Below are 12,650 nucleotides of genomic sequence, written 5' to 3'. Positions count from 1 at the left end.
AAGGAAATAAACCCCCTCCTGAGAGCAATGCCACATCACATCGTCATCACAAAGAGGGTGCTTCGACGTGGAACACACCTCACTCGCTGTAACGTCGATTGAGTGCGTACCGAACGAAAGCTGACTCGTCTGGACCGGGTCTTCGCCCGGCTGGACCGTGAGCCGGAACGACCGGCCCACATCGACGTGCCCAGGATGAGCCGGCACCGAGTGGTCCTCTTCGCGTCCACGCTCGCCTTCTACGTCGCCATCGTGTGGGCCATCGTGATCACGTCGTGGCTGGTCCGGTTCGACTGGCAGGTCATGTTCTTCCGGCCCTACCAGCAGTGGCCGGAGATCCACGCCTTCCTCGACTATTACGTGGTCCTGGGCCAGCGCGGCCCCACCGCCGTGATGATCGCGGCCTGGCTGGGCTGGCGTTCCTGGCGGCAGCACACCCTGCGCCCGCTGCTCACGCTGGGCGTCTCGCTGCTGCTGCTGAACATCACGGTGGGCGCCGCCAAGCTCAGCATGGGCCGCCTCGGCCCGCACTACGCGACCAACGTCGGCTCGAACGAGATGTGGCTGGGCGGCGACATATTCCCTTCGGGCCACACCGCGAACGCCGTCGTGACCTGGGGCATCCTCGCCTATCTGGCCTCGACGCCGTGGGCCCGCCGCTGGCTGTCGGCCATCTCCGCCGTGGTCTCCCTCGGCGTCGGCCTGACCACGGTCTACCTCGGTACGCACTGGTTGAGCGACGTGGTGCTCGGCTGGGCCGCGGGTCTGCTGATCCTCCTCGCGCTGCCCTGGTGCGAGCCGCTGATCGCGCGCGCCGAGACCGCCATCTTCGACCTGCGCGACGCCTGGCGCGCCCGCCGGCGCGGCACCGCGCCGGTTCCGGCCGCCCCGGTGGACGCTCCCGTGACGCTCTCCCCGCTCGGCAGCCCGGCCGAAGCGGAGCCCGCCGTACGCGAGCCGGTGGCCGCCTCCCTGCCGCCCCGCCCGCCGGGCTATCTGGCGCCCGGCCCGCATCTGGCCCGCTCGGAGCGCACGCCGGTGACGCCCATCGGAAGCCGCAGGCCTCCGCAGTCGGACCGAGTGACACGTGGCACCACCTCGGCCCGCCCGCTGACGGGCGGCTGAGCAGGAACAACGGACGGCGGGGCCGGTACGCACACACCACGCCCCGCGCATGGCGAAGGTCCCGGCTTCTGGAGCCGGGGCCTTCGCCATGCTGCACGTTGTCCGGACAGGTGGCGGACAACGTGGTGGACAGGTGCGGACGGGTGGCGGACGGTCAACCCTTCCAGCAGCGCGTCACCCGACCGCCGGTGACCTCGAAGTTCAGCCGCCCCACGCGGTACTCCATCGTGATGATCGCGCCCGGCGGCAGCGACCGTACCGTGGACCAACCGCGTTCACGGGCCAGTCGTTCGGCGCCGCTCGCCTCCAGTCCGACGTACGCGTCCGGGGTGTCCGAGGGCTCTGCGGGAGGAGTGGGAATCGGTGCCATGCCGCCACGTTAGGCGGCGGAATGCGGACGGGGAAGCCCGGGCCCGCCACCTTCCGTCACGGTCCCTCTCCGGTCACGCTTCTGTCACAGGACAACGACACTCGTACGAGCGGTTCCGTGGGCGTTCCGCCCGCCTTCGAACGTAATTCGGGAGTACCCGGGACTACGGTGACCGCGGTCCGAATAGATGGCGGAAAATCGCGCCGCCGACACCGCGCCCGCGCCTTTCTTTTCCGATTCGGCGGTGTGTTCCAGAAGCTGACGCACCATAGGAAATTCATGGTTCCAGCACAGAACCCACGTACACCCCCCGCGGCACAACTTCACGACCTTGCCCCGGATCCGCTCCGAGTCCCCGGTGTACGCCGCGCCCCCGGCGAAGCCCGCTCCAGCGTCCGGGTCAGCCGGTCCCGCGCCGTCCTGATCGCCTCGACGAGCTCCACGGGTTCCAGCACCTCGAACTCGATGCCCATCAGCATCACGTGAATCACCATGACATCGAGGCTCGCGGCCCCGGTGCGCAGCACGCAGCTGCCGGGCCCCTCCGCCTCCAGCGTCCCGGCGGAGGGCGAGATCCGCTCGGCCGCCTCCTCGATCGGCGCGAGCAGCCGGATGACGGCGTGCGAGGCGTAGGCGCGGACGGAGACCCCCTTGGACACATAGGCGGCCAGGTCGTCGGCGGGCGGCCGCCGGGGCGTGAAACGCGGTCCGTGCGGCGGCCGGGGCGTGACGCGGTCCACCCGGAACGTACGCCAGTCGTCGCGGTCGACGTCCCAGGCGACCAGGTACCAGCGGCGCTCGGTGCACACCAGGCGGTGCGGCTCGACCGTGCGGCGGGACGTGGAGCCGCCGTGGTCGCGGTACTCGAAGCGCAGCCGCTCCGAGTCCCGGCAGGCGGCGGCCAGGTCGGTCAGGACGGCCGGGTCGACGGCGGAGGGCTGGGGGCCGCGCAGCATCGGCACGGTGAAGGCGTTGAGGGCACCGACCCGGCGGCGCAGCCGGTGCGGCAGCACCTGTTCCAGCTTGGTGAGGGCACGTACGGAGGTCTCGCCGATGCCCTCGATGCCCTGTCCGGCGGCGGTGCGCAGGCCGACGGCCACGGCGACCGCCTCGTCGTCGTCCAGCAACAGCGGCGGCAGTTCGGCGCCCACACCAAGCTGGTAGCCGCCGCCCGTGCCGGGGCTGGCGTTCACCGGATAGCCGAGTTCGCGCAGCCGGTCCACGTCACGGCGGACCGTGCGCGGGGTGACGCCGAGGCGGTCGGCCAGGGCCGCACCCGACCATTCGCGGTGCGCCTGCAGCAGGGAGAGCAGACGCAGGAGTCGTGCCGAGGTCTCCAACATGGATCCGAGTCTGCCAGGAATTGCGGACAGTACTTGTCCGCAAGGGTGCGTACCTTACGAGACATGGCAGACAACAGCGCAAGCGAAGAGATCCGCCCCTTCCGGATCGACATCCCGCAGGCTCAGCTCGACGATCTGCGTACCCGCCTGGACCTGACCCGCTTGCCCGACGAACTGCCGGGCGTGGGCTGGGAGTACGGAGCGTCGCTGCCGTATCTCCGTGACCTGGCCGGCCACTGGCGCGGCGCCTACGACTGGCGCAAGCACGAGGCGGCCCTGAACGAGATCCCGCAGTTCGTGACGGAGATCGACGGCGCCCAGGTGCACTTCCTGCACGTCCGCTCCCCCGAGCCGGACGCGGTGCCGCTGATCCTGACGCACGGCTGGCCGGGCTCGATCGTGGAGTTCCTCGGCCTGATCGGCCCGCTGAGCGACCCGCGCGCGCACGGCGGCGACCCGGCCGACGCCTTCCATCTGGTGATCCCAGCGGTCCCCGGCTTCAGCTCGCCCAGTTTCACACAGGGGAACGATTCAACTACACAGCGTGGTACGGTAGTTGCCGTGCGGGGCGAAGGGTGAGATTCCGGAAGCTCCGAAGCGTCAGGAAGGACACAGCCTGGCAGTCGCCGCCGGACGGACGGAGACGGAAAACGCTTGTGGAGCACTGGTAAGACCGGGAGCGATCCTGGCTCGGAGCAACGAAGCAGGAACCCACCGGAAGCCGCTCACCACGAACGGCAGGCCGGAAATTCCCGCTCACACCGGGAAGGACGTCAAAACGCCCTCCAGTCGACCTCCTCGTGGGATCCGACTTTGCGGGCTGGCCGACCTCGTCGGCCAGCCCGCCCGCTTCGTCACGCCGCTCCGAAAATGGACGCACTCCTCGGCCGAACTGCCGGAGGACGCGGTCGACCGGGACACGCTGCTCACCAACGTGATGCTGTACTGGCTGACCGCGACGGCCGGTTCGGCGGCACGGATGTACTACGAGAACGGCCACGTCGGCGACTGGTTCCCCGTCACGCGCTCCGAAGTGCCCACCGCCGTCGCGAACTTCGGCGAGGACGTGGCGATCCGCCGCTGGGCCGAGGAGACCAACACCGTCGTCCGCTGGACGGAGTTCGACCGCGGCGGGCACTTCGCGGCCCTGGAGGTGCCGGACCTGCTGACCGGTGACATCAGGGAGTTCTTCGGTTCACTGCGCTGAGGCCGCCGTGGCCGGACTGACGGTCACCGACAGGTCGTTGTCGCTCGTGTAGTACGGCCCGGCCGCCACCGGGCCGTACGCCGTCTCCACCGAGACCGTCGGGTAGCTGAAGATCGGCTTCTTGTCGGCGATGTCGTCGAGCAGCCGGGCGATCCGTACCCGCGGCCCGGTCTCCCCGGCCGGGCGCAGCCACAGGTCCCACACCCCCGCCGTCAGCTCGGAGTAGGCCACCGTGAACCGGAACCGCGCCCGGTCCGGGGCGACTTCGGTCCGCAGTACGGTCTCCGGCTCGTCGCGGCCGCGCAGTTCGGCGTAGGCGTCGGGGGTGAGTTCGGTGCCGTACACCTGGCCCCGTACGCCCAACTCGCCCTTTCCGATATGCAGTTCACCCGCCTCCGCATGCGGGACGCGCAGCCAGCTGCGGACGGAGAGGTTGCCGTGCTTCGTGCCGTACGGGATACGGACGGCGACCTGGCCGCGGGCGTCGCCGGACACCCGGTCGACGAGCGAGCGCAGGTCGTTGAGGCCGGGCGACAGGCGCCGCGGCTCGCCGTCGGCGACCTGGACGTAGGCGTCCCAGCGGCCCTCGGGCAGTTCGACACCGCTCGGCAGCGCGGCGCGCGGCCGGCCGTCGGCGGCCGGGGTCAGCGGCAGCCGGACCTCCTGCCCGTCGTCGCGGTGCCGGAGGACGAAATACGCGTCGCCGGCCGCGGCGGCCGGACCGAGGCCGGTGACAGTGACGGTGACGGAGAAGATGAGCCCGCCCGCGGAATCGGCGACGCAGTCGGCGCACAGGGGCATGGTCGCGTCCTCGTCGGAGTGCCGGTGCGAAGCCCGCGGAGCCAGCGTCGTCATACGGAACGCTCCTTCCCGAGTACGGTCAGTCCGGCATCCCGAACGGCGTACACGCCACCGAGCAGCGCTCCCCGCGTGCGATGCAGTGAGCCGCGCATCCGGCCCAGCTTCGAGGCGCCACCGCGTGAGACGAGACCGGAGAAGATCGACTCGTAGCGCTCGGCGATCCGGGCGGGGTCGAAGCGCTCGGAGTCCTTGAGGGCCGCGGACGCCATCCGCTGCCGCAGCTCGTTGTCGTTGATGAGTTCGAGCAGTCCGCCGGCGATGGCCTTGACGTTGCCGACGGGAACGAGACGTCCGTCCACGCCGTTGTCGATGATCTCCCCCGGGCCGTGCGGGCAGTCCGTGGAGACGACGGGCAGGCCGCAGCGCATGGCCTCGACGATCGTCATGCCGAAGGACTCCATGCTGGAGGTGACGGCGGCGATGGACCCCTTGGCCCACTCCGGTTCGATGGGATGGGCCGGGCCCATCAGCAGGACGTGGTTGTAGAGGCCGCGTTCGTCGATGAGCCTGCGCAGCTTGTCCTTCTGCTTGCCGCCGCCGTAGATCCGCAGACGCCAGTCGGGCCGCTGTTCGCGCACCCGGTCGAATGCCTTGATCAGCAGGTCGTACCGCTTGACCGGGGCGAGCCGCCCGGCCGCCACGACCCATTTGCCGGAGCCGTCAGCGGGCTCGATGCCGGGCGCGGGCACCGGGTTGGGGACGGCCTCGACGCGTACGCCGGGCAGCCGCATCTTCGTGCGGTACGCGCCGGCGTCCGCCTCCGTGGTGGTGGTGAGCGCGTCGAGCCGCGGGTAGACCCCGCGCAGTTCGGTGCGCAGGGACTCTGCGTGGGCGTCGAGCGTGAGGTGCTCCTGGCCGACGCGGATCGGGCCGCGTCTGGTCTCGCGCGCCAGATGCACGTTGAGCCCCGGCCGCGTACCGATCACGATGTCGGCGTCGACCTTCGAGAGGTGGTCCGCGATACGGCGGTCGGTGAGAACGCTGTACTGGTCGTAGCGGACCTCCCCACGCGGGAAGACCTGGGCCGGCGCCCGGTAGGACGGATCGTCGCCCTCGTATCCCGGACTGTCCGGGCGGATGTCGACAAGGTGACGTACACGCACACGTGGATCCGGTGCGAAGACCGGCTCGTCACGGTGCCGGAACACGGAGACGACCTCGACGTCGTGCTGCTCTGCGAGCGTGTTCGCAAGGTTGTACGTCGTCCGGATCGTCCCCCCGATTCCGTAGGCGTTGTGTATCAGGAAAGAGATCTGCATGCGTCCCCGTATCTCCGTCTAATCCAGCTACCTCAGGGTTAGACCGGGGAGTTGGTGGGATGGTTGGGTCTCCTTACCATCCTGTTCCCCAAGAGTTGTGTCATCGGTAACCAAGCAAGGGAACCTTTTCACGTCGGTACGCATCAGGGCTCGTAGGACAACTGCGACACGTCGAAGCAGGTGTCGTTCATGTCGCCCTGACGGACCCATCCGCGGGCGTCCTCCCAGCGGGCCACCGAGAGGCAGGTCCTGCGGGTCGTCGGGGGTTCGGGCAGGCGCTCGTACCGGACGGGCAGCAGCAGGCCGTCGGCGGTGTACGGCTTCCCCGTGTCCATGAAGCGGTCGACGCACGCGCGCGTGACGCCCGTTTGCGCGCACGACCGCGCCGCGTCCGTGAACCACATCGCGGCGGCCCAGCCCTCCAGCTGCCACTGGGAATGGGTCTTCAGGTTCTTCGTGCCGTCCCGGAACTCCCGTACGGCCTTGTGGTCCGTGTCCTCGAAGTTGCGGCTCGCGCCCGTCGCCCACAGGGCGTTGCGGCAGCGCGGCGCGTCCTTGTAGTCCTCGCGGACGGTGGACGTCCAGTTCTGCGGGTTGGTGACCTTGGCGAGGACATCGGCCCCGACGTCGTCCATCGCCTTGCACAGCTGGGCGTTGCCGTACGTGTCGATGGCGTCGAAGACCACGTCGGCGCCCTGCTCCTTCAGGTCGGCGGCAGCGGCACGGAAGTTGGGCAGCGCGAAGTCGACCTGCTCGGTGACCACCTTGTAGCCCTCGGCCTTCAGGCCCCGGGCGACGAGCCGGGCGTACGCGGCCGACGCGGACTGGTTGTACGAGACGACGGCCGCCGTACGGGCGCCCTGCTCGCGTTTGAAATAGCGGTAGATCTCGGTGCCGCCGTACAGCTTGCCGTCCCAGCCGGGCTTTCCGTCCCGCGGGGCGAGGCTGCCGTAGATCCCGTAGAGGTGCGGATAGGTGTCGTACGCCGCGCCGATGGGCTGGCCGCCGATGTCGGGCACGCGCGCGCGTGACACACGGGAGGCGCCCGCGTAGTCGAGGGCGGTGGTGGCGACGAGGGCGACGACCTTGTCCTCGTCGACGAGTTTGTGCACGCACTCGTTGTTGCCGACACCGCTGCCGCCGTCGTCACACGTACGGACCTCGACCCGGCGGCCGTCGATGCCGCCGCGCGCGTTCAGCGCGTCGAAATACGCCTTCGCGCCGTCGCGCGGCCCGGTGAAGGCGTTTCCGCCGACCGGACTGGTGGCGCTCGTGATGATGCCTACGCGCAGGGGCTCCGCGGTACTGCTCCGCGTGGGCGTACGGCCCGGCCGGTCCTCGAAGTCGCTCTCCGGGAGACGGCTGCCGCAGGCCGTGCCCACCAGGAGCAGCAGACCCACGACAGCGCACTCAGCAACCCGGACCCGGCGACGCATTACCGCTCAGCCCGACCAGACCGCACAGCGTCTTGACGGACACCTTCCACGTGTCGTCCTGCTCGACGGCGGTCCCCGCGGCGTTCGGCAGGACCGTGGCGCCCTTCAGGGTGAGCGTGTACGTCACGTTCGCCGCGGTCGGCCCGGTGAACTCGACCTGGTCGACGGTCGCCTCCACCTGCCCGCCGCGCTCGTCGCCGCTGAAGCCCTCCAGGACCTGCGCCAGGTTGTCGCCGTTCTCCAGGAGGGCCTGTTTGTCCTTCAGGGGGACGGCGGGGTCGAAGAACTTCTTCCAGTTCTCCTTGATCTCCTTCTCGGCCGCCGCCGGATCGTCCGGAGCGCTCGCGCTCGGACTCGGCTCGGTCGTCGTGGGCTGCTCCGTCGTGGGCTGCTCCACGGAGGGCGAGGGCGGAGTCGTGTCGTCACCGCCGCTGTCGTCGCCGCAGGCCGTCAGAGCCGAGGCGAGGACGAGTACCGCCACCGCCAGCCCCCGGCCTGTCCCCCGCCTGAGGTCACTCCCGAGAACCATCTGGCTCACCACCGGGTGTCGGTCCGGGCCATGGGCGCCCGGAGCTTTCAGGGTCAGCTTCCAGAGGGCATAGTGCAAGTCCATCGGCGGACTTGGAAGACTGTCAGACACATGACATGGGAGCCTCCATGCGGACAGCTCGACTGCGGACCGTGCACCCCGTCCTGTGGGCCGGGTGGGCCGCGCTCGCCGCGGGAGCGGTGCTGTGCGTCCTGGGCTGGTACGGGATCTCCGGCGAGCGCTTCGCGGAACGCCAGCTGCCGTACCTCGCGTCCTGCACGGTGCCGGGAGCCGCGCTGATCATCGCGGCCGCGGTGCTCCTCACCCACGGCAGGAACGCCCTCGCGGCGGCCCGCGTGGAAGAGCTGTACGGGCTCCTGGTGGCGGCCGACCCCGCCGACGCCGACGAGTCCGGGCAGGTGGCCGCCGCGCCCGTGGCCGTCAGCGGAGACCTGCTGATGGTGCCCGGCGGCACGCTGTGGCACCGCGCGGACTGCCCGCTCGTGGCAGGGAAGCCGGAGGCCCTGCCGGTCGACTCCCGGGTCCTCGCGGGCGGGGACCTGGACCCCTGCCCGATCTGCGAGCCCACCGCCTCGGACGCCCGGTCGTCCGGGGAGGACGGCTGATGGCCGATCGCTGATGGCTGATGACTCATGGCTGGTGACTGATGGCTGGTGACTGATGGCGTCGCTGACGTACGACCTCACGCTCGCCGGGCTCTCCGTCGGCAGCGCCGCCGCGCTCACCGGAATCGGCCTGATCGTGACCTACCGGGCGACCGGCGTCCTCAACTTCGCGCACGGCGCGATCGCCATGGTGTGCGCCTATCTGCTGTGGCAGCTCACGGTCGAGTGGGACTGGCCGCTCCCGCTCGCCGCGGCACTCACCCTGCTCGTGGTGGCCCCGGGCATCGGCATGGCGCTGGAACGGTTCGTCTTCCGTCCCCTGTCCGTCCTCGGCGGCGACCCCGCCCAGACCCTGGTCGCGTCCATCGGCGTGTTCGTGCTGCTCGTCGGCGGCGCGGCGCTGATCTGGGGCCCCGGCGCACGCGCCGACGCGCCGACGCTCGTCTCGGCGGACCCCTGGTGCCAGCTGGCCGTGACCCTCGTCCTGGCCGTCGGTGTCGGCGCGGTGATCCGCTGGACGCGCTTCGGCCGGGAGCTGCGGGCGGTGGTCGACGACCGTTCGCTCGCCGTCCTGGGCGGCATCGACGCGGACCGGGTGGCCGCGGCGGGCTGGGCCTTCGGCTCGTTCACGGCGGGCCTGACGGGCGTACTGCTGGCCCCGTACGTACGCCTCGATCCGTACGGCATGCCACTGCTCGTGATGGAGGTGGTGGCGGTCGCCGTGGCCGCCCGGATGCGCAGCCTGCCGGTGGCCCTGGTCGTGGCCCTCGGCATCGGGGTCGCCCAGAGCCAGCTGACACGGCTGCACCCGACGGGCTGGCGGGAACCGCTGCTCCAGGCGGTGGGCGCGAACCTCTTCGTCGTCGCCCTGCTGATCGCGGCCCTGGTCCTGCCGGGCATCGGCACGCGCGACGCGCTGCCGCGCACGGCGAGCGCGCGGGTGGCGACCCCGCCGGGCGCGTGGATCGTGGCCGTGGTCCTGTTCCTGCTCCCTCTGGGCTTCGCGGGCCGGGACCTGCACACGTCCGTCCAGGTACCGGCCCTCGGCGTCATCCTCCTGTCCCTGGTCGTGGTGACGGGCCGCGGCGGCCAGATCTCACTGGGCCAGGCGGCGTACGCGGGTCTGGGCGCCCTCTTCACGGCGCTGCTGGCGGCGGGCCGCTTCCCGGGCCTGCCGCGGCTCCCCGAACTGGCCGCGCTCGCGGTCGCCGTCCTGCTGGTGGCGCCCCTGGGCTTGCTGACCGGCTGGCCCGCCATCGGCCGCCACGGCCTCGCCCTCGCCCTGGCCACCTTCGCGGTGGGCGTCGGCGTCAGCCGCTTCGTCTTCGCCCAGCCGTACGCGACGTCGGGCCTGACCCTGGGCCGCCCGGCGGGCTTCGACGGCGACCGCGCGTACTACGTACTCGAACTCGTCCTCCTCGCGGGTGCGTTGCTCGCCGCCCACGCGCTGCGCCGGGGCCGTACGGGCCGGGCCCTGGCGGCGATGCGCGACCACGAGGCGGGCGCGTCGGCGGCGGGCGTCGGCGTGCCGGCGCTCAAACTGACGGCCTTCGTGGCGGGCGCCGCGCTGGCCGCGCTCGGCGGCGGCATGCTCGGCATGGGCCTGCGCGCCTTCGACCCCGCCGCGTACGACCCGGTCCGCGGTCTGCTGTGGTTCGCCGCGATCGTCGTCCTCGGCGCCGACAGCGTCCTCGGCGCACTGCTCGCGGCGGCCCTCCTGGTCGGCCTGGACGCGGGGACGCGCGGCGGTGTGGCGGCTGCGCTGATCGGCTTCCTGGCGGTCCTCGTCGGCCGCTTCCCGGGCGGCCCGTACGAGGCCCTCCGCCTGGCGGCCGAACGCCTGCGACCGGGGCGCGAGGTGACGCTCACTCCGCTGGGCACTGGGGTGCGGCGCAGACTCCGGGCGACGCGCATGGGCCCGGGCACGCGGCTCCGGCCGACGGCCTCGGCGGGGGCGACGCCGCTGGCGGGTACGGCCGCCGCCACGGTGGCGACCACGGGAGGAGGCGTTCTCGGCGCGGGCGGGCGCCCGCTGGTGAAACGGCCGGGACGACCATCCGCTCCGGCGGGAGGTGGGTCGGGCTCGCCGTGGACGGCCGACGTCCCCTGGACGTCCGAGGCGCCGGGGCGTATCGGCGCGCCCAGGGCCACGGACTCCGACGTGCCGTCGGCGCCTGGCGCAAACCGGCGCGAGGACCCGGTTCGAGGACCGGACACGCCCGATACGGAGAGCACCGAGCTGACGGAGGGCGCCGGGCCCGCTGTAGCTCACGGACGTCCCGTCTCACCGCCCGGCACCCCTCGGGCCGCTACGGGCGGTGTGCCCGACGCGGCTCGGGCCGCAGGCCGCGACCAACCCGCGTCGCCCCCGTCCGGCGCAGCGCCCACCCCGCCCGTCCCGACCTCCGAAGAGGGTGAACCGGGCGCGACCGCCCCGCCGCGGGCCACCGGATCCGGCGCCCGTACGGCAGGCCCTGCGGCACGCCGGCCAGCCCGCCCCCGCCCCTCCCCCGACACGCCCGCCATCCCTCTCGCCCTCCCCCTCCTCCACGCCCGCGGTCTCCGGGTCTCCTACGCCGGGTTCACCGCGCTGGACGGCGTCGACCTCGATCTGCCCCGCGGCCGGATCACCGCGGTCGTCGGGCCCAACGGGGCCGGGAAGAGCACCCTGTTCCACTGTCTGGCCGGGACCGTACGGCCGGATGCCGGGCGGATCGGGTTCGGGGAACGGGACATCACCCGGCTGCCCGCCCACGCGCGGACCCGGCTCGGCATCGCCCGCACCTTTCAGCAACTCGCCGTCTTCCCGACCCTGACGGTGGCCGAGAACGTACGCGTGGGTGCGGAGCGGGGGCGCGTCGTGGACACTGACGCCGTGGAACGGGTCCTGCGGCTGCTCGGGCTCGACGGGCCCGTACGGGCCCTCCCGGCGGCGGACCTGCCGACCGGCACACTGCGTCGTGTCGAACTCGCGCGGGCTCTGGCGGGAAGCCCGCGTGTCCTGCTTCTCGACGAGCCCGCGGCGGGGCTGGACACGGGCGAAGTGGCGGCGCTGGCCCGCGTGTTGCGGGCCCTGGCGGCGGACGGTACGGCCCTGCTCGTCGTCGAGCACGACCTGGACCTCGTGGCCGACCTGGCCGACACCGTGCACGTCATGACGGCGGGCCGCGTCGTCACCTCCGGCCCGGCCGACCACGTACTCGGCCAAGGAGTCAGAACGGCGGTCGACGAATGAGCCCGCTCGGTCCGCCCGGGATTTCCCTGCGCCACGCGCGCGTGCGGTACGGCCCGTTGGAGGCGCTGCACGGAGTGACCCTCTTCGCGCCCGGCCACGGCGTCGCCGTCCTGCTCGGCCGCAACGGCTCGGGCCGTACGACCGCGCTGCGCGCACTCGCCGGAACCGTGCCCCTGTCCCGCGGGGCCGTGGTCTGGGACGGCACCGACGTCACGGGGATGCCCGCGTACGAACGGGCCCGCCGCGGCCTGTGCCTCGTCCCGGACCGCCAGGCCGTCTTCGGTTCCCTCACCGTCCGCGAGAACCTCGAACTCGCCGCCTCCGACCAGGGCTTCGCACCCGCCCTGGAGGCGTACCCCCAGCTGGTCTCCCTGCTCCCCCGGAAGGCGGGGACTCTCTCCGGCGGCGAGCAGCGCATGCTCGCCCTCTCCCGCGCCCTCCTGGCACGCGCGCGCGTGGTCCTCGTCGACGAACCCGCACAGGGCATGTCCCCGAAGGTCGCCGCCCGTACCTACGCACTGCTGAGCGGCCTCGACGCGTGCGTGATCGTGGCCGAACAGCGCCTGCCGCCCGGCCTGCACGGCGCGGCGCCGATCGTGTACGAACTCCGGCGCGGCGCGATCGTGTTCAGCGGCGAGGCCACGGAGACAGGCGAGAGG

The 12,650-nt window shown here is 72.0% G+C and carries 9 protein-coding genes and 2 pseudogenes; 5 read left to right on the top strand and 6 right to left on the bottom strand.

Annotation, left to right across the window (positions count from 1 at the left end; translation table 11 throughout):
• The first annotated feature begins 102 nt into the window (after positions 1-102).
• The gene (locus OHA11_RS37640) at positions 103-1,125 is read left to right on the top strand and encodes a phosphatase PAP2 family protein (RefSeq protein ID WP_266504003.1); all 1,023 of its coding nucleotides are present in this window, start codon (positions 103-105) and stop codon (positions 1,123-1,125) included.
• 154 nt (positions 1,126-1,279) lie between these two features.
• Here OHA11_RS37640 and OHA11_RS37635 read toward each other — a convergent pair whose 3' ends face one another.
• Complete coding sequence (locus tag OHA11_RS37635) at positions 1,280-1,495, bottom strand: I78 family peptidase inhibitor (protein WP_266504001.1); 216 nt, start codon at positions 1,493-1,495, stop codon at positions 1,280-1,282.
• A gap of 323 nt (positions 1,496-1,818) precedes the next feature.
• On the bottom strand, positions 1,819-2,838 hold the full coding sequence (locus OHA11_RS37630; protein ID WP_266503999.1) for a YafY family protein: 1,020 nt from the start codon (positions 2,836-2,838) through the stop codon (positions 1,819-1,821).
• 63 nt (positions 2,839-2,901) lie between these two features.
• Here OHA11_RS37630 and OHA11_RS37625 point away from each other — a divergent pair.
• Positions 2,902-4,045, top strand: a pseudogene (locus OHA11_RS37625) (epoxide hydrolase N-terminal domain-containing protein).
• Here the strand turns inward: OHA11_RS37625 and OHA11_RS37620 are convergent.
• The 4 genes from OHA11_RS37620 to OHA11_RS37605 all read right to left on the bottom strand — a co-directional run bounded on the left by OHA11_RS37620 (position 4,034) and on the right by OHA11_RS37605 (position 8,130).
• Entirely contained in the window at positions 4,034-4,900 is an 867-nt protein-coding gene (locus OHA11_RS37620; protein ID WP_266503998.1) for a hypothetical protein, read from the bottom strand. The pseudogene OHA11_RS37625 and the gene OHA11_RS37620 overlap by 12 nt on opposite strands.
• Complete coding sequence (locus tag OHA11_RS37615; protein ID WP_266503996.1) at positions 4,897-6,165, bottom strand: glycosyltransferase family 4 protein; 1,269 nt, start codon at positions 6,163-6,165, stop codon at positions 4,897-4,899. The genes OHA11_RS37620 and OHA11_RS37615 overlap by 4 nt, the downstream gene beginning before the upstream one ends.
• A gap of 143 nt (positions 6,166-6,308) precedes the next feature.
• Complete coding sequence (locus OHA11_RS37610) at positions 6,309-7,601, bottom strand: ABC transporter substrate-binding protein (RefSeq protein ID WP_266503994.1); 1,293 nt, start codon at positions 7,599-7,601, stop codon at positions 6,309-6,311.
• Positions 7,576-8,130, bottom strand: a complete 555-nt coding sequence (locus tag OHA11_RS37605; RefSeq protein WP_266507729.1) for a hypothetical protein — start codon at positions 8,128-8,130, stop codon at positions 7,576-7,578. Before OHA11_RS37605 ends, OHA11_RS37610 begins: the two co-directional genes overlap by 26 nt.
• A 128-nt stretch (positions 8,131-8,258) precedes the next feature.
• Here OHA11_RS37605 and OHA11_RS37600 point away from each other — a divergent pair, with 128 nt between their 5' ends.
• From OHA11_RS37600 to OHA11_RS37590, 3 genes and pseudogenes are all read left to right on the top strand, one after another.
• Positions 8,259-8,756: a hypothetical protein gene (locus OHA11_RS37600; protein ID WP_266503992.1), complete on the top strand. Its 498-nt coding sequence runs from the start codon at positions 8,259-8,261 to the stop codon at positions 8,754-8,756.
• Between the two features lie 55 nt (positions 8,757-8,811).
• Positions 8,812-11,991 (top strand): ATP-binding cassette domain-containing protein, encoded by a 3,180-nt coding sequence (locus OHA11_RS37595; RefSeq protein WP_266503991.1) that lies wholly within the window; start codon positions 8,812-8,814, stop codon positions 11,989-11,991.
• Positions 11,988-12,638, top strand: a pseudogene (locus OHA11_RS37590) (ATP-binding cassette domain-containing protein); the annotation flags it as partial. The gene OHA11_RS37595 and the pseudogene OHA11_RS37590, both read left to right, overlap by 4 nt.
• Between the last annotated feature and the right edge of the window lie 12 nt (positions 12,639-12,650).

It is taken from the genome of Streptomyces sp. NBC_00878 (assembly GCF_026341515.1).
In the GTDB taxonomy this organism is placed as follows: Bacteria; Actinomycetota; Actinomycetes; order Streptomycetales; family Streptomycetaceae; genus Streptomyces.
Note: the sequence above shows the minus strand (reverse complement) of the source record. Positions and strands in the feature narration are given on the sequence as shown.